Here is a 19984-nt window from a genome sequence, read left to right as displayed (position 1 = left end):
GGCTCAGCCTTAAGCGGTTCGCGTTGGGAAAAGGTTTTTATGAGCCGGAAGTAGACCCGTTACGTTCGGCCGAACGGAAAGGTATGGTTTTGGTGGCCTCATCGAACACGAAATCGACCTCGTCTACAAAACCCAAGAAAAAACTTCTGACTCGTACCGAAGGTAATCCTCCTCTTCCTTGATCACTTCCATGCGAGGGTATTTACTGAAAACCTGTTTCAGCGGAAGTGTGTCCACGCCCGGCATGGTTAGACTGCGCGCCAGGGACTTATAAAAATGTCCTTTGAGACATGCGGTTAACTGCACTCGTGTGTGGCATATCCTATTTCTTCTTCCTCGCCTTCGAATTCGTGGGTGAGCCATTGTTGGAAGACAACCCCGCCTTTTCCATGAGTTGATCTTTCCGTTTCATGACCTGCTCGTACAAACGGTCCCAGTCGATATCCCGCTTTTCTGCTTTGGGCAGCATTTCTTCCTCTTCTTCTTTAATATGATGTTTGCACAATTCACCGAGTACGGTTACTTTGGCGGCATAACGTTCGGCAGCGGGCTTCATCTTTTTGAGTTCTCCGATAACACCATGCACGACATGGTGCTCTTCGATGGCCTCATCCATAAGATCTTCGTCATTAATTTTCGGGCGAACGGCCGGATAAATGAGTTTCTCTTCCAACTCTGCGTGGATTTCCAGCTCCATCAATATCGTGTCGACAATCTCTTGTTTCTCTTGAGCATTATCCGTTTTTTCAAATTTTTTAAAAAGCCCTTTGACTTTTTTGTGGTCTTTTCGAAGCATGTCTGTGACTTGTGCTGCCTGAGCTTTCAGAGTCTTTGTGGCCATGGACGACTTCTCCTCTTAGTAAAATTTTGAATTCATCACTCGCGCTATCTTCCTTATTGATCTATATCAGGAGAATGTCATCCGCCCAATGTATAAAACGCGTGAGGTTGCCTATCTTTTGTTCAAAGGCCTTAAGGATCTTCAATTTCCGAGAGCGTATGCTTTGCGAGGGGTTGTAAGGAAGGGGATCCAAGATTGAGGAATGCATTCACAACCAACATACGGTTTGTCTATACTGTGAGGATGGCGCTTCCTTCCGAATTATCCTTTTCCGATTCTCTGAAGAGTGATCGGCGACAGGCTTTCTACGAACACCATAAACGTATCGCTCTGGCCATGATTCTTATCGTGTTTTTGCTCCCCTTGATCGGGGTGTTCATAAGCGGATTGTCCGGGGCCATATCAGGGGTCGTGATTTCCGTGATGTCTTTTTATCTGACACCCTACGCCTTATTGAAACTGGGGCAATGGTTCATCCACTCCTGATGCCGGGTCCAACCGAGTAGGGGGTGCCAACTCTCAACAGTAGAAAAATTCCGCAGGGTTGGGCGCAGCGAATGATCTGCACCCGGATTGTTGATCTGGTGGTTTGATGGGGGTTTACAGTTTCCCCTTCCTGACTTTTACATAGCAGGGGGGGTGGGAGACCGCAAGGAGCCTGCGGCTGGGCTTTGCGTGTTGAAGTACCGCGTCGTTTCCTGTTTAATAATCTTTGCCAATAACAGCAATCCGATGAGATTCGGAATGGCCATCAGGCCGTTCATGACATCGGACACATTCCAAACCAATTCCAACCTGGACGTGGCACCGAGCAGAACCACCGCGACAAAGATCACGCGGTAATACACGATGGCCCCAGGCCCCATCAGGTACTCAATGGCTTTCTCCCCATAATAATTCCAGCCGATCAAGGTCGAATAGGCAAATAGGGTAATGGAGAGGGTGACAATAAGTTCTCCCGTGTGGCCCAGGGTTTCCCCGAAACTGGCGCTGGTGAGTTGAGCGGCATCGATACCGTGTGTCCATGGAGTCGCAGTCAGGATAATCAACGCCGTCATACTGCAGACGACCAGGGTATCAATGAAGGTCTGCGTCATACTGACCAGTGCCTGCCGGACCGGATCGTCTGTCCGTGCGGCGGCGGCGGCAATGGGCGCGGAGCCCAAACCGGATTCATTCGAAAACACTCCTCTCGCTAACCCATAGCGCATGGCAGCGGCCATCGTGGCACCGGCAAACCCGCCCCCTGCCGCAATCGGGTTCCAGGCGTGATAGAGGATACTCGCCAAGGCCTGTGGAATCTCCGTCACATGCAGGGCCAGGACGACCAGGGCTGACGTGACATACCCCACGATCATGAATGGCACCAGCACCGAGGTAAACCGGCCAATGGATGTAATGCCGCCCAATATCACCAGCCCGGTCATCCCCATCAACACCACGCCGGTGACCCAGGGTTGGATCTGAAAGGTTGACTCAAGAATGCCGGCCACGGCATTAGCCTGCGTCATGTTGCCGATGCCAAACGCCGCACAGGCCGTGAACAAGGCAAAAAGCCAGCCTAACCAGGGCAGCCCGGCACCATTGGCTAGATAATACATGGGCCCGCCACGCATCCCGTATGCCCCCTGCTCACGGTATTTCACCGCCAGCACAGCTTCGCCATATTTGGTGGCCATGCCCACCAGCCCGGTCATCCACATCCAAAAGACGGCACCGGGCCCGCCGAGGGAAATCGCGGCTGCCACGCCGACAATATTCCCGATGCCCACGGTGGCTGATAAGGCCGTCATAAGCGCGGCGAAATGGCTGATGTCGCCATGCCCACCCGGGTCCTTGTGAAAAATTAATTTCAGAGCATGCGGTAGGACACGAAACTGCAAGCCCTTCAGCAGAATGGTCAGATACAACCCGGTGCCGACCAACAAAAACAACATGGGCGGTCCCCACACCCATCCGGCTATGGTCGCTACGAAGGATTCAAAGGAGTCCATGGGGCCTGATTCTCCAATAGGGGAAAGCTCTGTGAAAAGGGCTTGAAGAAATTCTCATCAACAATGGCACGCCCACCTCTGACACGGCATAGGCGGCGGAATTATTTGCAGGAAATAAACAGTGAAACGCCGTGCGTTGAACAGTCAAGAACGGGAAGGAGGAATAATTGCGAGGCACCGCTTATTCTACCAATGAGGTGCATTGTGTAAACAGGCCTGGTGTGAATCGTTGTGGCGTAGTTCATCACAAAAATGAGGCGAGACTCATGGTAGGGTAAAACTTTCAATGGGGCATTCACACATTTTTTGACGAACACCACCACCCGGCAAGGCCCTCGCCAACTTGTCATGCTGAGCCCATGGCGAAGAATCCGTACCAAATTTGACGATGACACGACTCAGCAAGATCCTTCCACCTTGCCCTGAGCTTTGCCGAATGGGTCAGGATAACAACGCTCATGGGATATCGGGATGTTAGGTATGATCAGGACGGGGATATCAACAATTATTTTCTATCGGAAACATTGAGGGTTGGTGCAAAAGTTGGAGACGAAAAAGAATGTGAACTCTTTTGAGATGAATTGCACCATCATCCCTTTGGCTCCACCCGAATGGCAGCCATCACATAAAAAGCTTTGATTTTTGGCGTCGGCAAAATGCAGACCATGAGAAAAATTTTTCATCCCCAAATTTTGTGTATAACCTGGTGAATACTGTCATGCATGGCGTGTTTTTCTAAGGAATAAAAAGGAAATGAGCAGATTGCCTCTGTTTTAAGCATTGTATAAAGATTTTTTTATGCCCCTACAGGCAGTGGTGTAGGTTTTTTGGCGTAGGAGTAAAGGTAGAAATAGCACTTTTTTTCTTGACATGCGTCTCCATACCGATGCCCATTGATGTCCGTCAAAAAGAATACGCTGTCAATGATTTTCTTATCCACAGAATTTCCTTAAAGATGTTGATAAGACGGCCATGATGTTTGAGATTTTCAGGCCTTCGGTGAGGATTCATGCCCTGCAGAACCAATCCAAAACGGAGTCGAGGTCTGCACCCAATTCCAGGACACCGCCAGGTCGGCATGGGAAAGAATGAAGGCTTTGAATCCTCTGATGAATCTCGGTAAGGTATGCTCCCTCGCTGAAAGCAGGAGATAGCACATACATCCATATTGAACGCGGAGCGATCACCATGAAGGTCAGTGCCCTTGCAGGAAAACCCACCCAGCCGTCCATGCTCGCCAACATCCCCCGGCTAGTCACCGCCTATTACACGGGACGGCCTGACCCGTCGGTGCCGGAGCAACGGGTCGCTTTCGGCACATCGGGACACCGCGGCTCCTCCTTAAAGCTTTCCTTTAATGAAGCGCATATCCTGGCCACCACCCAAGCCATCTGCCTGTATCGTCAACAACAGCATTTTGACGGCCCTCTCTTTTTAGGCATGGATACCCACGCGCTTTCGGAACCTGCGTTGGCAAGCACGCTCGAAGTACTCGCCGCCAATGGTGTGGTCGTGATGGTAGACCGCGACAACGGGTACACCCCGACGCCGGTTATTTCCCATGCCATCCTGACCTACAATCGTGATCGGAAGACGGGTTTGGCCGATGGCATTGTCATCACGCCCTCGCACAATCCGCCTGAAGACGGAGGCTTTAAATATAACCCGCCTCATGGCGGACCGGCTGATGGCGACGTGACCACCTGGATCGAGAAACAGGCGAACGCGTTGCTGGCCGATGACCTGCGCGGAGTTCAGCGGGTTTCGTATGAGAAGGCACGACGCGCCTCGACCACACACAAGCATAATTATGTCGCCTCATATGTTGGCGATCTTGGCGCCGTGATCGATATGGAGGCGATCCGCGACGCGAAATTGTCCATTGGAGTGGATCCGCTCGGCGGAGCAGGCGTGGACTTTTGGGGACCCATCACCGAGCGTTACGGATTCCCGGTGACGGTCGTGCATGAAGGCGTGGATCCAACCTTTCGCTTCATGAATCTGGACTGGGATGGAAAGATTCGCATGGATTGTTCCTCACCCTACGCCATGGCCGGACTGATTGCCTTAAAAGATCGTTTCGATATTGCCTTCGCCAACGATACCGACCATGACCGCCATGGAATCGTCACGCGCACGGCGGGGCTGATGAATCCTAACCACTATCTCGCGGTGGCTATTTCGTATCTGTTTACCCAACGCTCCGGCTGGCGGAAGGATGCCGCCGTCGGAAAGACGGTGGTGAGTAGCAGCATGATCGATCGGGTAGCCGCCAAGATTGGTCGGCGTCTGGTTGAAGTGCCGGTCGGATTCAAATGGTTTGTAGATGGACTGCTTGACGGGTCCGTCGGTTTTGGAGGAGAAGAAAGTGCAGGCGCATCCTTTTTGCGTCATGACGGAACCGTGTGGACGACCGATAAAGACGGCATCATCCTCGACCTGTTAGCGGCGGAAATGATGGCCAAGACGGGGAGTGATCCAAGCCAACTCTACCTCGACCTCACCCAGGAACTGGGTGTCCCGGTCTACCAACGCATCGATGCCCCGGCCACACCGGCGCAGAAGGCCATACTCAAAAAACTTTCACCAGAGCAGATTCAAGCGACCGAACTGGCAGGGGAAAAGATTACCGGCATTCTGACCTCGGCCCCGGGAACCGGCAGTGCCCTTGGGGGGCTGAAAGTCATGACGGAAAACGGATGGTTTGCCGCCCGCCCCTCTGGAACAGAGGATGTCTATAAAATTTATGCGGAGAGCTTTCTAGGTGACACGCATCTCAAGCAGATCCAGGAAGAGGCGCAGGCCCTGATTACCAAGGTTTTGAAATCAGCATCGTAATCAACTCCGTGTATTAAAGATCTTTAGGTTGACCATGCCACGTTTATGCTTACTGGGTTTGGATGCCGGTGATTTCGACTATATTCAATCCCGAGCTTCTGCCTTACCGTGTTTACAGGAAAAATTGAAATCCGGAAACCTGGTCAAGCTTGATGTCCCGAAGGCCTTGAGTGGCTCCGTCTGGCCGACATTTTATAATGGAGCCGATCCAGGCGTGCATGGGATGTACCAGCACCTCGTGTGGGATGCAAAACGTATGGGGCTTCGCCGGATTGGAGCTGATTGGTCTTTTTATCATCCGTTTTGGCAGGACATAGAAAATACAGGCCACCATGTCGTCATCCTCGATGTTCCCTATAGTTTTCCAGTTGCCCTGAACAAGGGTCTAGAAATTACCGACTGGGCCACACACGGGCAAACCTATCCTCTTGGGTGTAGCCAGGAACGTGTAAAAGCCATCATCCAGGATATGGGCAACAGCCCTATTGGACGAGAAACCCCTATTCAAAAAACGTCCGGAGAACTGAAGACGATTCAACAACAACTGATCGCCAGTGCAGAGCTAAAAAGCCGTTTGATTATAGAGTTAATGCAAAAGGTGGAATGGGATTTATTCGTTGCCGTGTTTGCAGAAACACACCGTGGAGGACATGTATTTTTCAGTAATGAAGATGAAAAGGCATTTGGCCCTGACACTCCGTTATTAAAGATTTACCAAGCCGTCGATCGGGCCTTAGCAAGAATTTTTGGTCATGTAGACGAGAAGACCACGGTCGTCGTGTTTTCCGCTCATGGTATGACGAGGGATTATGCCCAGGGCCATATAGTCCGCCCGCTTATGAAAAGGATTAACGAGATTTTTCTAGAGAAATATTGCGGGGTTTCCCCTAAACGAACGTTTCGAATGAACGGCCTTGTTCCCTACCTACGTAACGTGGTGCCATCAAGATTACAATATGCCATCGGTGCCAGCTCACCGGATTTTGTCAGACAATGGGTGGTCGAAAAGGAAATTATTGGGGGATTAGATTGGTCATTGACCCCTGGATTCGCCTTGCGAACAGATATTAGAACGGAATTACGTCTCAATCTTATCGGCAGAGAATCACAAGGAATGTTGGCACCGCACAGTGAATTACATAACCACTATGTTGCTTTTCTCAAGAACGTTTTCTTGGACTTGCGCGATCGGGATACAAATGTACACCTCGTAGATGAAGTCGTTGATACCCAGGAAATATTTTCGGGAGATCGGAGTGGACTGCTTCCCGACTATGTCATCACCTGGAACGCCCGGCCATTCGTTAAACGGGTCTACTCTCCCCTGGTGGGAGAACTTACATTCGCACAACTTCCTGGCGCCCGGGGAGGGGATCATACCGATTACGGGTTTGCCATCATTCCTGATTCTGTCCGGGACCTTCACCCTCTCCATCATATTAAAGATTTAGCGGGCTGGAGTAAGCGTTTTGTAAATATGGACGGCTAAACCATTCCTCCCGCCAACGCAACTCACTCAAACCGCCACCTACCCGGTGTTGTGGTCAGAAGATTCGGGCGAGCATAATCCGACTTACCCAGTCTCGGTGGATACTGGCTTCAGACAAACACAACTCAGCCCTTACCAAAATCGAGCTTGAGCGCATGTCGAAAAGGATCCTTCAGAGGCCTCAGTGAGGAAAAATGATCTCCGTTGCAAAGATTCAATACGCTCTAGAATTCCCCCCCACGTTTCACTTTTGGGTGTCTATGAAGCCCCCGCTGGGGGCCATTGACGATTCCCGGCAACGTTGCCTTTTCGCATAGGCAATTCGGCCGACGACGAGCCGGCATAGACGTAACACTTGAAAACACTTTCAGAGATGAGGGAAACGAAGTATCTAGCTGAGTTGCGATGACGTTCGACCCGGACACCGACTATTCCCCAAAAGGGCGCAGAATGACCCAAGAGATCTTGTCCCTCTGAGGAAAATTTTGTCATTCTGCCCCATTCGTCAAGGCTCAGGGCGAGGTGAAACGAAGAATCTGGCTTAGCCGTGGACTCGTCACCCTGGGCACAGATCCTTCGCCGCTGGCTCAGGATGACCACCTGGTATGGCTCGCACTGGTCAATATGTATTCTCCTAACGTCAGCAGGGAGAACAATCAAAGTCACACACATCCCATTGAACATTGTCATCCTGAGTGAAGCGAAGGATCTAGCTGAGCCGCAATGACGGTCAACCTGACCACCGATCATTCCCCAAAATGGCACAGAGTAACCACCCGGTGAGGCCGCCCTGTTTGAAAGATACCCTTTCTTGATCCCCTCCCCTTTGCCCCCTCAACCGAATCGCCTACACTGCTACCCGACAAGCCGAACATATTTCAGGCGACCCAGGATTCGCATATCCCCATGACGAACAACTTTTCAAAACTCAGGATTATATGATCAACACAACGAACAAACCATCCGGTCTTCAACGACTGGCATTTTTTTCATATGGATTTCGACCGTTTTTTCTGAGTGCTGCCGTCTTTGCCGGCGTGGCCCTCCCGATTTGGGCCATGATTCTTTCCGGGGTAGACCACACCCATTTTCTCTATGTCCCGCGAGAATGGCATGTGCATGAAATGATCTTCGGTTTTCTTCCGGCCGTGATCGCGGGATTTCTCTTCACGGCCATGCCCAACTGGACGGACCGTCCTCCGATCAAAGGATTACCGCTGATGGTGCTGTGGGCATTGTGGCTGGCAGGACGCTTGGTCATCGCCATCCCCTGGCCTCCACCCTTGGTCTGCGCAATCGTTGACGGAGCCTTTCTCATCGCCCTGACCATCATTGTCTGGCGGGAAATTGCGATGGGGAACGCGTGGGATCGTTCGCCAATCGGCATATTGATCAGTCTCTATGCCATCGCCAATCTGCTTTTTCACGTCCGCGCTCTAAGCGACGCGGCCACGGATCTCCCCGAGCGGATGGCGCTCTCAGTCATCATCATGTTGCTAGCGCTGATCGGTGGACGCGTCATTCCCAGTTTTACCCTCGATTATCTGAGCGAACGTGGCATGCCCCAACAACCTCCCTCCTTTTCCCGTTTCGACGGTACGTCGATCCTTCTTGCAGCCGTCGCCGCTATCGCCTGGACCACCCACCCAGAAGCTCTGGTGACCGGCTGGCTTTTGATCGTAGCCGGATTGGTAAATCTCATTCGTCTGTTGCGGTGGTACGGCTGGATCACCTGGCGTGAACCATTGGTGCTTATCCTGCACGTGGGTTATGGGTGGCTGGCGATGTCGCTGCTCCTTCTGGGAGCGGCGATTCTAGGGTTGGGATTGCCCCCGGAGGATGCGGTGCATGTGCTCACAACCGGTGCGGTGGGCTCGATGACCCTGGCGATCATGACCCGCGCCAGCCTGGGTCATACCGGGCGCCCAAGACACGCAGGCACTATGACGGTCATGATCTACAGTCTCGTGAACCTGGGTGCAATGCTGCGGGTCTTTGGTCCGGCCACTGACCTCCCGACATCTCTGGTGCTTAGCTTGTCGGCAATGATCTGGAGCGGCGGCTATCTGCTTTTTGCCCTTGCCTATGGACCGTACCTTTTCCGCCCAAGCCTGGACGAGGAATAAATGCACACATCGCAAAAAACTTTACCTTCGTGTCGACATGATGTTTGATGTTGCCGGGTTTCGCCCCGGCAGGCGAACTACTTTGGTTTCGGCCAAAGTAGTCAAAACCATTGACGCCCCGTCTGGCCTCCCTAAAGCGGACGGACGCTAACTTTTTAGGAAGGGCGGACCAACTCGCCGGGCTCAGACAAGGCCCGCCAGCAGATGAGAGCGTCCCTCCGTTGGGCCAGCCGGCAGGGGTCGAACCAGGGCAAAGAACACTTTGGTCTACCACTGACCTCTCGACTAATTCAATTACCATTGCGGGGTGATCCAACTTGACTAATTTCGTCATTTCACCAAAAATTATTCTGCACAATCGGAAAGAAAATGGGGCACTAAGGGTTGGTAATTCCAACACGGGGAACCTAAGCACCATTTTGTTGATAGAGAGGAATGAACCCATGAATTCAAACCAAGCACTTTGGGAAAAAGGGGACTTTACCCGCATTGCCGAAACCATGAGAGAAAGCGGAGAGGCACTTGTTCAGCGACTCGGCATCACACCAGGGCTCAAGGTTCTGGACCTCGGATGCGGGGATGGCACGACGGCCTTGCCGGCGGCAAAAATCGGAGCAGAAGTGTTGGGGGTTGACATTGCCAGGAATCTGGTTGCGGCCGGGAACAAGCGGGCCAAGGAACATGGCCTCATTAATTGCACGTTTCAGGAAGGCGATGCGTCCAATCTGTACCAGTTGCCGGGTCAGACGTTTGACCTCGTCGTGAGTATCTTTGGAGCGATGTTTGCGCCGAATCCATTAAAGGTGGCCAAAGAGAAAGTGCGCGTGACCAGGCCGGGCGGTCGAATCGTGATGGGTAACTGGATTCCGAATGATCCGACCTTGGTGGCCCAGATTTTGAAAATTAGCTCCAGCTATACGCCGCCACCACCGGAAGGCTTCGTCAGCCCGATGACCTGGGGGATCGAGAGACACGTGATCGAACGATTTGCCGGTGCGGGAGTTCCAGCCGAGCGGATATCCTTTTCGCGCGACACTTTTACGTTCAACTATCCCATGGCACCCTCAGCATTCGTCGAGGAATTCAGGAAATACTACGGGCCAACGATGAATGCATTTGAAGCCGCAGAAAAAAACGGGCGAGCCGCTGACCTGCAGCAGGAACTGGAGGATTTGTTCAATAGTCAGAATAAAAGCATGCGTCAGGATTCCACTTCGATTCCGGCAACTTTCTTGCGCGTGACCGTTGCGCTGTGAAAAGATTTCGCAGGAGAAGAAAAGAGATGGTGATCCAGGCATGAACCTGGACAGGTTGATGATGTATGTCGGGAATTCATTTTGGAGCTTGCCAGGAAAAAAGTACGGATAGATTCTCAGATCGCGCGTGTGCAGCTAACTTTTGTGTCAACATGTTTTTCCGTGTTGCCGGGTTTCGCCCCGGCAGGCGAGGTCCTTTTGTTTCGGCAAAAGGACCCAAAACCATTGACGCCCCGTCTGGCCTTATTGAAATAAAGGGACGCAGGAGGGCGGACCAACTCGCAGGGCTCAAACAAGGCCCGCCAGCGGATAAGAGCGTTCCTCCGATGGGCCAGCCGGCAGGCGTCGGACCAGGGGATATGAGTATCCACCAGGATTCGCTCTCATGGGAATAGATCGCTCATCACCACTCTCGACAAATTCAGGTGCCTTTTCCGAACTCTCCAACTTGACTTCATTTGTCAATTAACGAAGAATTCGCGTGTTGTTTTTCCAGTTCGAATGCTGGACTTTGAGGCTAGGAAAGAATGTCGTTATTTTCAGAAATTTCGATTGAGTGTTTTACGGACAGATATTGGCAGATCCGGGTCTTATGCGGATTCGCCTCAACAGTGTTAGCCGGCGGTTCTAGAACTTCTCGCAGCTGTGTTCAGGGGCTGCGCGCGCCCACAATTCTCATGATATTGGAGGTCTCAGGACAATGAACGAAGGCTGGCCAAGTGCCATCGAGGACGGGTTGATCCCGACCGACAACGCGATGGGGATCATGACCGAAGAACCCTCACCCGCGGCGGAGGCGTTTATCGAACTAGCCGCCCGGGCCAGTCGTCCGCTGCTGGAAATCGGCGCCGCTTACGGCAATGCCACGCTGCCGGCCCTGCGCGCCGGAGGCACGATGATCGCAAACGACCTCTCGGCCTCCCAGCTGAGCGTGCTGGCATCTGCCGCGTCCATCGAGGATCGCAAGCGGCTCGTGCTGATCCCAGCGCGGTTTCCCGAAGAGATCCGCCTCGGCCACGGCAGCTTGAGCGGAGTGCTTGCCGCACAAGTACTGCATTTTTTCGACGGACCGACCGTCGATCTGGCCTTTCAGAGCGTTCTGCGCTGGCTCGAACCTGGTGGGGCGTTGTACCTGGTCGTGATGACACCTAGCTTGGGTTTCTACCGCACATTGCGGCCGGAGTATGAGAAGCGGGTACGTAGCGGCGAACGCTGGCCGGGCATTTTCGACCCTCGCACCGTCGCTCCACCTGATTGGGCAGAGAGACTGCCGCCCTTGGTGCATCTCTTCGAGAAGGCCGTCCTGCACCGTTGTGCGGAGGAGGCCGGATTCATCGTGGAAAGCTTGGAATATTTTTGCTTCCGCCATTTCCCGGCGGAGTACCGCACCGACGGCCACGAGTATCTCACGCTTATCGCGCGGAAACCTGCCGCGGGTGCCGTCTAATTTACATTACCCATGCACCTATTTCTCGCTTTCGATAAGTATAGTTTCGATCATCTATGTCCCGCGCCGGTCTGGGCCTTTCTGAGCCCCCACGACACACAGGTTCGATGACGGCCGACCGCCGTCGAACGAAAGAAACCGAGTCTTTTTGTCCGAGCCTTGCTGAAAAGTAGCTGGAAGATATTTTATTCAGACGATCAGAAGTGCGATCGTACAACTTCAATCGCTGTTCGACACATGGCATGTTCCAGAACCGGAGGGGTCATGGGTGTATGTGACGTTGAGGCCAACACGGGGATCTCTCTCCCCTGCTCGATGCTCTGCGGGACGTCATCGGGCCAGAATTGTTCCCTCCTGATTTCCCGGCCATTTTTATCCCGATAGACCAGCTCATCGGTAACCAGATCGTATTCCGGTATGTCGGTCTGCTCCCAACGCTGCATGAAATATTGATAACACAACGTGTACAGGCCGTGATCGTTTGCGTTGTGCCGCAACACGTATTCCGGCATCTCCTGAATATCCAGATCGGTATGGTAATGCTGCATCCAAAGATAGTCCCCAAGGATGACCAATTTCAGAAGCGGAGGATCCGAATAAAGTTTCAGTTTGACGGATTTTCCGACCCCCTGAAGCCTTTTGAGCAACTCAATGCTTTGCCTGACGCCCGCTCGATATTTCTCAATCGACATCATCGGATCCGCAATCGCCCGGATCCGTGCACTGGCACCCTGGCTAAAGGGATTCACCAGCATGATGTTGGCTCCCAGGCATTTATCCAGAATGGTCGATAAGTCTCCCACCTGATCACGCAACGTGTCATACCCACTTGACCCGATGACCAGGACAGTCCGGCCACGCCCCTGGGTCTGCCGAAGTTTGCGAATCCCATCCTCAGCCCGCCGCGCCCGTTTGGGGAAAAATGACACGAAGCCCGCATCAATGGCCATTTTGGCCAGCTTCCGATCCTGCCAACTCCGCCGGATATAGGTCATCACCACAATGAGTAACGCCGCAACGCCGATCTCCAAGGCCACGATCGACATTTTTTCCTTCTCCACCCTTGTCCAATAGGTCAGAAAACTTCTGGCCACGGTAGGGAGCGACAACGCAATTCCCGCACTCAGGCACAGGATCACAATATGATAGCCAATGTCGGAGGCATTCTTGATACCCTCACCAATTTTGGCCACAATCTTTTTTACCATCACTTTTCCTTCTTTCTTTTTACGAAAACACCACAAATAATTTACACACACGATTCAACATAATCAGATGTCGGCCCACTCCGACCACCGTTGCTGCCCTATCAGGGCCTGTTGAAAAAAGCCGCCAGCGGCGTTCGCGCCATTTTTCCGTGCTCACGTACTTCGTGTACGCTCCGCGCACAGAGATGACTGTGGCCTTGCTGGACGGACTTTTTTGAACCGGCCCGAAGACACTGGAATCCCAAATGGTCATGGGCATATTTGCCTTTCGGAAACCGTATTATTCAACACTTACTATCACGCAACTCCTGGATCCTTGTGGGATTGTTCCTGCTTTCAGGAGACCACGGAGGGTTTGCACAAAAAAATCGTGTAAGTCCCTGTTTCCATCTCGAGGGTTCTGTCGCCCCGGAAAAAAGAGGTCTTACACGATAGGCTTTACGGTATCACAGAGTTTTCACTCCGACGAGCGAGGCCTGTGCATGCCAGGCTTATTTATTCTTCTAGGTCCACTCCTTCGAATGATGAACATCTCTGCGATTCCCTAGTTTATCTACCGAAGCTGCAAGTGGCTACAACCAGTCACACCAACTCTGCATTCATTTTTTTTTAATTTGGTGGTACCAGATTGAAACGAAATAACGCCAGATACTCTATCGGTGCAACAGCGTCGGAACTTTAGCTGAACGCAACCAATCGGAGGTTTGGCTGTGCAATACCAGGCTCCGAAAAGGACAAGGGAAGAATGAAAAGGAAATTGTGGGCACCGTCCTTTCACTGAGGGGCGGAGAGTTCATCCTGGGCTACATGGCCGCGCATGGACTTCTCCGTAATATTGTCCTGGATCTCCCGGGCGATGACCCGTGCCAATATCTCAGCCGGCAGGGCACCCATGGGAAGTCCATTGGTTTCCTCAAAGAAAGGATCATCAGGCGAGGCCGATCGGTGAATATTGATCAACACCGTGGCCGGTTGAATGGTTTTGTCCTGTTCGCCTGCGGTGATGGACTGCTCTTTGGGGACCACCCGGGTTCGCGTGGCCCAATCCCGATTATTAATGTCCGCGAACGCGACATTCCAGATTTTGCCATTAAGCAGGCTCCTCACCGCCTTCGGAGTCTGTTCATGAAAATCCGGTTCCCGCACAATTTTTTGCAGAGCTTCACGCACTCGAATGTCATACAACTTGATGGTGGAATCGGGTTGCGCCGGGGAAATCCGTGCGGTGGAACCGGTTTCATAATAGGGTTGCCCTTCCAAACTATTATGCCGGTCGGTAGTGGTTAAATAGCTACGAAACAAGGCTTGAAGCACATGTTCACGGTCATCTCCTGACATTGCTGCAATCTCTTGATTGGTCTTGATCGGGGCCTGCTTAAGGTCGCTGGGGAGCACCTTCGCTTGACGTTTCGGCGTCGTGTCGCTTTTGCTCACCACCCATTGAAATTCTCTGGCCAGGACCGGCACCAGTTGTTCCGGATGATTGAGGTAGCCTTGTTCTTCGAGCCCGGATGCGCTGATGAGGAGATTGACCTGGTTGGGTTGTGAGGTGCGAGCCACCAGCAATAGGAATTCTTTCCCCTCCCGGTTCACGACCTTCGGTTCAATGATGACCTTTTGAAGGGCATCTTTGGCCAGGGCTTCTTGAAATCTGGCGTAATCAGTACGATGATCCATCATGTGATTGAACGCCCCAACAACCGTCTTGAGCGCGTCCTCGGCTCTGGCTTGTTCTGGGCTGCCTTGTTTCGTCCCGACTACCTCGGAAAGATAAACCTGAAACGGCGCACCCGCAATGGCATGCCCCACAGATTGTTCGGTGCCGGTATCCGAAGCCATATGGTGCCCTTCGGAGCCTTTATGGCTGCCCATGGCCACCGGAACGACCGCTCCCATCCATAGCAATCCCAGGATCACCCCTCCAAGGCTACTCGCCCAGGATCGCCTACTGGCGTGAGTTCCGATCAGGTGAACAGGTCTTAGACCACCTATGAGCTCTTGCCCCATGCTTGCTGTCCTATATGCCTGTGAATCGAGTGGAGGTCCGAGAAATAGGCTATGGTGCTTCACTGCTTTTTCCTTCCTTTGTGCTGTCTTGACTGGAATGACAGACCAATCTCCAATTGATACGGTACACCCTCATGATGGGTTTATGCTTTTTTCCCGTTCCACGAAACCAGAAGATTCTTTACGTTGTTGGTTCAACAAGGAGAGACCTATTTCGCTTTGAGGAATCCAGGCTGGTGCCATCCCGCCAGAAACAATGGAGACGTTATTGTCTGACCTCTCGATCCATTTTGGATCTGAGATTCGCCCGAAACCATCTCAATCGGTGTCCTCAACATGCTTTGGCAAGCCCTAGCTGCATTGGTTCTTCTCATCCACTTTGCCTTCATTGCCTTTGTATTGTTCGGGGGGATTCTCACGATTTGGTGGCGCTGGATCCCCTGGGTTCATCTTCCTGCCGCACTGTGGGCGGCGGCCTTGGAATTTGGGGGGTGGATCTGCCCTCTGACGCCCCTGGAAAACCGGCTCCGAAAGGCCAGCGGTGAGGCCGGATATACGGGAGGATTTCTCGAGCATTATGCCTTGCCCCTCCTTTACCCCCAAGGCCTTACCCCGGATATGCAATTTTGGCTGGGCTTCGTCGTTGTCCTTTTTACACTTGTCACCTATGGGTTTGTGTGGGGGAGAAAAACCAAAAGTATTTAATTTCCCTCAGCCAACCCTCAGCGTTTACGTTAAAACATTCATTATTCCATAATCATATTTCTTTAAACAGATAGGGTTTATCTTAAGCCCATTTTCGCTAAGACAAAACTTAAAGTTATTTATTAAATTTAACTTTAACTACCTACTGCTGAAAATCGTCATTTGAATCTACCATAAAGGTGAATACGCAATTCAGTCACATAATGATTTATTTCATTTGCATGAGTATTCACTCGTGGGTACCCCCACCTTAATTCTCGTTCAAATAGAATATCAAGCAAACAACTTAAAGTTAAAACTAAACCATTGCATTAAATTTATATAGAGTTAGATTGACCATGGACTCCTGTCCGGTGAACCCCTGGTTCTCTGTCGGCACACCCCTCCCCGTTAGGCAGTCTGTTCGATGTGTGGCAGAAACTTTCCATTCCAGGTCATGACGACACGGTCCTCTCCTTTGTCACCCTTAATCTTCTCGACGGTGAGCTTAAAATCAATCGCCGACATAATCCCATCACCGAACTGCTCATGCATGATGTCCAAAATGGACTCCCCATAATGGGCGCAAACTTCAGTCATGCGATAAATATGTGGCTCCTGCAGGACCGACGGATCATAGGATCGCATGGGAAATTCCCGCATCGCTTCAAGCAAATTCTCTGTGAGTCCCGGCACCAGCTTGACGAGCTTGACCTCTGTATCCTTCTTGAGTTGCGCCTGCAATCGGAATAACTGGGCAACATAGACATTACACAGCCCGAGGGCTGCTGCGAGTTGGTCGTAGGTCTTTCCTGAGGCCTTTTTCGCTGCAAGCAACTGGCCGACCAGTTCGTTTTTATTCATATTCAATCCCTTACCCTTTTAAGACTCCGAATGATTGATATTCGCGTGATCTTCCCTAGAATTGGAACACTCTTCTCTTCTCTTCTCTTCTCTTCTGCCTCACATCCGACAATACGTTAGGCGGTGAATATGGACGTGTCAATCCAATATTCCCACTCGAAGATGGGGTTGAAACGAGCCGGAGAGACCATGAAGCCTTGCAGGATTTCCTTCCTAACGAAGAATCGCTCCAGCGGTTCAAGGAGTTTCCGCGTACCATTTCCCATTACCATCCACGACCCTGCTCATGTTTTAGGCAATTTCTGGTTTTAATCTCCTCACTTCCTCATTTGACCCGTAATCCTTCCATCCCCCACCTCCTAAACTGAAGAGGCCTATATGAGGAAAAAAGAGCCTATATACAGAATTTTAAGCATCCTGACCCCTCCCTATTTGCACAAGGTTCTGGTAGGTTAGAGTCTTCTTTTTTGGAGCAAGCTATGGCAGCGCGCGTGGTCATTACGGGGCTTGGCATCGTCTCCCCTATCGGGGTTGGCGTTCAAACTTTTTGGAAGTCCGCCCTTCAGGGCAAAACGGGGATAACGGCGATCTCATCTTTTGGGGATTTTCCCATGGAGTCCTATCGCTCCAGGGTTGGGGGTCAGGTTTCCGATTTTCGCCTTCCGGATCCTTCAGAAGATAAATTCTCATCGCGCGTGGACCGCTATGCACAATTTGCTCTCGCCGCCACACGGGAAGCCATCCAGGATAGTGGACTGGACCTTGAGAAAGAGCCCGCTGAACGGATGGGAGTGATGGCCGGCGTGGGTATGGGTGGCATGATGATGGGAGAACGTGAACTCACCACCCTCTATCAGTCTCGGAAGCCACATCGGGTCCATCCGAACTTTATCCCGACCATTACGCTTAACTCTGCCTCTGGCATTCTGGCGTTGGCTTTTGGGGCAAGGGGCCCTAATCTCACCATTTCTACGGCCTGCTCCTCCAGCATTCATTCTATTGGACAAGCCATGCAGGCCATTCGCCTGAATCAGGCAGACGTCGTCATTGCCTCAGGAGCGGACGCCAGCATTACTCCGTTAGTGTTTGCCGGCTTTTGCTCATTACGCGCCTTATCCACCAAATATAATGACCACCCGGACCAGGCCTCCAGGCCATTCGACCGAGGGCGGGACGGATTTGTGATGGGAGAAGGGGCCGGCACATTGATCCTGGAATCCCTTCGCCATGCGACCCGTCGAAAAGCGAAAATATATGGGGAATTGGCCGGATATGCCGCCACCAATGAGGCGTACCATATGGTGATTCCGAGAGAGGATGGCTCCGATATTGCGCGAACCGTTACCCTGGCATTGAAAGACGCGGGGATTTCGCCCTCACAGGTAGACTATGTGAATGCCCATGCGACATCCACAGTGGTCGGAGACGATGTCGAAGTCAAAGGGTTACGAGCGGTGTTCGGAAAACGCCTGAATACCATCATGGTCAATGCCACCAAATCGCTCATTGGCCATACACTGGGAGCGGCCGGAGCGATCGGAACAATTGTCTCGGCCTTATCCATTCAAACTGGTATAATACACCCTACCGTGAACTATGATGACCCGGATCCCCATTGTGCCTTGCCGGGACTTTCTACTAAGGTACAAAAAAAATCCGTTCGGGTGGGCTTGGTGAATGCCTTCGGATTCGGAAGTAATAATGCGGTCCTGGTCTTAAAAAAGTTTTCATGAAATCTTCCGTCAACAAATCCTCTCAACTCAGTCAACAGGTGTATCACACTCTCGGCAAATACCTTCAACGCGATCCGAAAAATCTGCATCCGGAAGATTCGCTCCGTGATGATTTGGGGTTGGACTCTCTGCAAACCATCGAATTAGTCTATGAAGTCGAATCGGCTTTTGATCTTCAAATACCGGATGAGGATTTCGGGCGTTTAACGACCATAGCCGCAGTCATCCTTTATCTGGATGAACGAATACATGGTAAAGAGAGCACCCTCTCCGGCCCTCAAGCCACGCCTTTAGCCAAGAATTCACGCCCGACTCCACTTGTCAAAAAACCCAAAAGCCGTCCCACTTCAAAAAAATCGCGCACATGACGATATCGTCTTCCTCACGAACCGTGAATTTTCCCCTTCAGGAATTAGCCCAAGCCATTCATGCCACTATTCACGGATCCTCTGACATTCTGATATCCGGTCTCTCCCATCTTGAAGGAGCCTCTTCCGGAGATGTCTCTTTTGTCCTGAAGCCTTCGTTTCACAAAGCGGCGCGTCAGTCACAGGCTGCAGCCTTAATTGTGACAGAGCCTATTCCCGACGACCCTCGCCCACAACTCATTGTTCCGAATCCGCTGGTCGCCGTCACGACATTGGCCCAGAAATTTTTCCTCCCTCCTCTTCCACCACGAGGCATTCACCCCAGTGCTGTCTCCGGACTCGATGTGCGCATTGGTCCGGACGTCTCAATTGGCGCCCTCGTCACAATTGGAGACCGCGTGCTCATCGGATCCGGTGTCACCATCCATGCCGGGGTTCATGTTGGCGACGATGCTATTATCGGGGACGAGTGCATCCTGTATCCCCATGTCTCGCTGCTGACCAAGTGTGTCATCGGCAATCGCGTCATTGTACACAGCGGCACCGTTATCGGGAGCGATGGGTTCGGCTATGTGCAACACGAAGGCCGTCACCACAAAATCCCTCAATTGGGCTATGTGATCATTGAAGATGACGTTGAGCTCGGGGCCAATGTGACCGTGGATCGGGCAACATTTGGGAGCACCGTTATTAAGCGCGGCACAAAAATCGACAACCAGGTGCAGATCGCCCATAACGTGGTGATCGGGGAAGACTGTATTCTCGTCGCACAGGTAGGGATTGCGGGCAGTACCACACTAGGCCGCCACGTCATGGTGGGTGGCCAGGCCGGCCTGGTCGATCATGTCACTATCGGTGATCAAGTGAAAATTGCGGCCGGCTCGGGGGTGACCAATAATGTGAAATCCGGTCAGACAGTGGGTGGTCGGCCGGCGGTCGAACATGGCATCTGGCGACGGTCACAGGTCCTTCAATACCAACTCCCCGAATTACGCAAGGAACTCCGGGCTCTTCAGAAACAGGTCCAACATCTTGAATCGCTTCTCACGGACCAATCTGCATCCGTGTCCCCACCTGTCAAACGTCGTTCAACCTCAAAGCCCTAATCCGCCAGAGCGGATCCAGGCCC

17 protein-coding genes are annotated in these 19984 nt (G+C 52.1%); 10 read left to right on the top strand and 7 right to left on the bottom strand.

Annotated elements, in window-relative coordinates:
• Positions 1-37: 37 nt before the first annotated feature.
• Together LX98_RS06300 and LX98_RS06295 are read right to left on the bottom strand one after the other, a co-directional pair.
• A complete protein-coding gene (locus LX98_RS06300; RefSeq protein WP_496430573.1) occupies positions 38-202 on the bottom strand; it encodes a DUF1499 domain-containing protein in 165 nt (54 codons plus the stop codon).
• Positions 203-322: 120 nt separating this feature from the next.
• Positions 323-841 carry a hemerythrin domain-containing protein gene (locus LX98_RS06295; RefSeq protein ID WP_496428091.1) on the bottom strand — a complete coding sequence of 173 codons (519 nt, stop codon included), beginning with the start codon at positions 839-841 and terminating at the stop codon, positions 323-325.
• Between the two features lie 195 nt (positions 842-1036).
• Between LX98_RS06295 and LX98_RS06290 the strand changes: the two genes are divergently transcribed.
• The gene (locus LX98_RS06290; protein WP_496428090.1) at positions 1037-1327 is read left to right on the top strand and encodes a hypothetical protein; all 291 of its coding nucleotides are present in this window, start codon (positions 1037-1039) and stop codon (positions 1325-1327) included.
• A gap of 137 nt (positions 1328-1464) precedes the next feature.
• On the opposite strand, the gene LX98_RS06285 is transcribed toward LX98_RS06290, so the two are convergent.
• Positions 1465-2835 (bottom strand): amino acid carrier protein, encoded by a 1371-nt coding sequence (locus LX98_RS06285; protein ID WP_496428089.1) that lies wholly within the window; start codon positions 2833-2835, stop codon positions 1465-1467.
• 1188 nt (positions 2836-4023) lie between these two features.
• On the opposite strand from LX98_RS06285, the gene pgm reads away from it, so the two are divergent.
• From pgm to LX98_RS06260, 5 genes are all read left to right on the top strand, one after another.
• Positions 4024-5673, top strand: coding sequence for a phosphoglucomutase (alpha-D-glucose-1,6-bisphosphate-dependent) (gene pgm / locus LX98_RS06280; protein WP_496428088.1), 1650 nt, complete (start codon positions 4024-4026; stop codon positions 5671-5673).
• Between the two features lie 34 nt (positions 5674-5707).
• Positions 5708-7162, top strand: a complete 1455-nt coding sequence (locus tag LX98_RS06275; protein ID WP_496428087.1) for an alkaline phosphatase family protein — start codon at positions 5708-5710, stop codon at positions 7160-7162.
• A gap of 938 nt (positions 7163-8100) precedes the next feature.
• On the top strand, positions 8101-9288 hold the full coding sequence (locus tag LX98_RS06270; protein WP_496428086.1) for an NnrS family protein: 1188 nt from the start codon (positions 8101-8103) through the stop codon (positions 9286-9288).
• Positions 9289-9731: 443 nt separating this feature from the next.
• Positions 9732-10544, top strand: coding sequence for a methyltransferase domain-containing protein (locus LX98_RS06265; RefSeq protein ID WP_496428085.1), 813 nt, complete (start codon positions 9732-9734; stop codon positions 10542-10544).
• Positions 10545-11244: 700 nt separating this feature from the next.
• Positions 11245-11991 (top strand): methyltransferase domain-containing protein, encoded by a 747-nt coding sequence (locus LX98_RS06260; protein ID WP_496428084.1) that lies wholly within the window; start codon positions 11245-11247, stop codon positions 11989-11991.
• Positions 11992-12188: 197 nt separating this feature from the next.
• On the opposite strand, the gene LX98_RS06255 is transcribed toward LX98_RS06260, so the two are convergent.
• From LX98_RS06255 to LX98_RS06245, 3 genes are all read right to left on the bottom strand, one after another.
• A complete protein-coding gene (locus tag LX98_RS06255) occupies positions 12189-13199 on the bottom strand; it encodes a hypothetical protein (protein ID WP_496428083.1) in 1011 nt (336 codons plus the stop codon).
• Between the two features lie 19 nt (positions 13200-13218).
• On the bottom strand, positions 13219-13452 hold the full coding sequence (locus LX98_RS06250) for a hypothetical protein (RefSeq protein WP_496428082.1): 234 nt from the start codon (positions 13450-13452) through the stop codon (positions 13219-13221).
• Between the two features lie 521 nt (positions 13453-13973).
• The gene (locus LX98_RS06245; protein WP_496428081.1) at positions 13974-15206 is read right to left on the bottom strand and encodes a hypothetical protein; all 1233 of its coding nucleotides are present in this window, start codon (positions 15204-15206) and stop codon (positions 13974-13976) included.
• 336 nt (positions 15207-15542) lie between these two features.
• Between LX98_RS06245 and LX98_RS06240 the strand changes: the two genes are divergently transcribed.
• Positions 15543-15911: a DUF2784 family protein gene (locus tag LX98_RS06240; RefSeq protein WP_496428080.1), complete on the top strand. Its 369-nt coding sequence runs from the start codon at positions 15543-15545 to the stop codon at positions 15909-15911.
• A 390-nt stretch (positions 15912-16301) separates the two neighbouring features.
• Here LX98_RS06240 and cynS read toward each other — a convergent pair whose 3' ends face one another.
• On the bottom strand, positions 16302-16754 hold the full coding sequence (gene cynS / locus LX98_RS06235) for a cyanase (RefSeq protein ID WP_496428079.1): 453 nt from the start codon (positions 16752-16754) through the stop codon (positions 16302-16304).
• 479 nt (positions 16755-17233) lie between these two features.
• Between cynS and fabF the strand changes: the two genes are divergently transcribed.
• The 3 genes from fabF to lpxD are packed head-to-tail and all read left to right on the top strand — an operon-like array spanning position 17234 to position 19961.
• Positions 17234-18487 carry a beta-ketoacyl-ACP synthase II gene (fabF, locus tag LX98_RS06230; protein WP_496428078.1) on the top strand — a complete coding sequence of 418 codons (1254 nt, stop codon included), beginning with the start codon at positions 17234-17236 and terminating at the stop codon, positions 18485-18487.
• A complete protein-coding gene (locus tag LX98_RS06225) occupies positions 18484-18855 on the top strand; it encodes a phosphopantetheine-binding protein (RefSeq protein ID WP_496428077.1) in 372 nt (123 codons plus the stop codon). Before fabF ends, LX98_RS06225 begins: the two co-directional genes overlap by 4 nt.
• Positions 18852-19961: a UDP-3-O-(3-hydroxymyristoyl)glucosamine N-acyltransferase gene (gene lpxD, locus LX98_RS06220; RefSeq protein ID WP_496428076.1), complete on the top strand. Its 1110-nt coding sequence runs from the start codon at positions 18852-18854 to the stop codon at positions 19959-19961. Before LX98_RS06225 ends, lpxD begins: the two co-directional genes overlap by 4 nt.
• Positions 19962-19984 lie beyond the last annotated feature (23 nt).

It is taken from the genome of Nitrospira marina (assembly GCF_059568365.1).
The sequence above is the reverse complement of the archived record's forward strand: the minus strand, read 5'-3'. Positions and strand labels throughout refer to the sequence as shown.

What these genes read in the sequence shown, in the direction of transcription:
- LX98_RS06255 (WP_496428083.1), bottom strand. Translation starts at nt 13,199, where the DNA reads ATGGTAAAAAAGATTGTGGCCAAAATTGGTGAGGGTATCAAGAATGCC.
- lpxD (WP_496428076.1), top strand. Translation starts at nt 18,852, where the DNA reads ATGACGATATCGTCTTCCTCACGAACCGTGAATTTTCCCCTTCAGGAA.
- LX98_RS06275 (WP_496428087.1), top strand. Translation starts at nt 5,708, where the DNA reads ATGCCACGTTTATGCTTACTGGGTTTGGATGCCGGTGATTTCGACTAT.
- LX98_RS06245 (WP_496428081.1), bottom strand. Translation starts at nt 15,206, where the DNA reads ATGGGGCAAGAGCTCATAGGTGGTCTAAGACCTGTTCACCTGATCGGA.
- LX98_RS06265 (WP_496428085.1), top strand. Translation starts at nt 9,732, where the DNA reads ATGAATTCAAACCAAGCACTTTGGGAAAAAGGGGACTTTACCCGCATT.
- LX98_RS06260 (WP_496428084.1), top strand. Translation starts at nt 11,245, where the DNA reads ATGAACGAAGGCTGGCCAAGTGCCATCGAGGACGGGTTGATCCCGACC.
- fabF (WP_496428078.1), top strand. Translation starts at nt 17,234, where the DNA reads ATGGCAGCGCGCGTGGTCATTACGGGGCTTGGCATCGTCTCCCCTATC.
- LX98_RS06225 (WP_496428077.1), top strand. Translation starts at nt 18,484, where the DNA reads ATGAAATCTTCCGTCAACAAATCCTCTCAACTCAGTCAACAGGTGTAT.
- LX98_RS06295 (WP_496428091.1), bottom strand. Translation starts at nt 841, where the DNA reads ATGGCCACAAAGACTCTGAAAGCTCAGGCAGCACAAGTCACAGACATG.
- LX98_RS06240 (WP_496428080.1), top strand. Translation starts at nt 15,543, where the DNA reads ATGCTTTGGCAAGCCCTAGCTGCATTGGTTCTTCTCATCCACTTTGCC.
- cynS (WP_496428079.1), bottom strand. Translation starts at nt 16,754, where the DNA reads ATGAATAAAAACGAACTGGTCGGCCAGTTGCTTGCAGCGAAAAAGGCC.
- pgm (WP_496428088.1), top strand. Translation starts at nt 4,024, where the DNA reads ATGAAGGTCAGTGCCCTTGCAGGAAAACCCACCCAGCCGTCCATGCTC.
- LX98_RS06270 (WP_496428086.1), top strand. Translation starts at nt 8,101, where the DNA reads ATGATCAACACAACGAACAAACCATCCGGTCTTCAACGACTGGCATTT.
- LX98_RS06285 (WP_496428089.1), bottom strand. Translation starts at nt 2,835, where the DNA reads ATGGACTCCTTTGAATCCTTCGTAGCGACCATAGCCGGATGGGTGTGG.
- LX98_RS06250 (WP_496428082.1), bottom strand. Translation starts at nt 13,452, where the DNA reads ATGACCATTTGGGATTCCAGTGTCTTCGGGCCGGTTCAAAAAAGTCCG.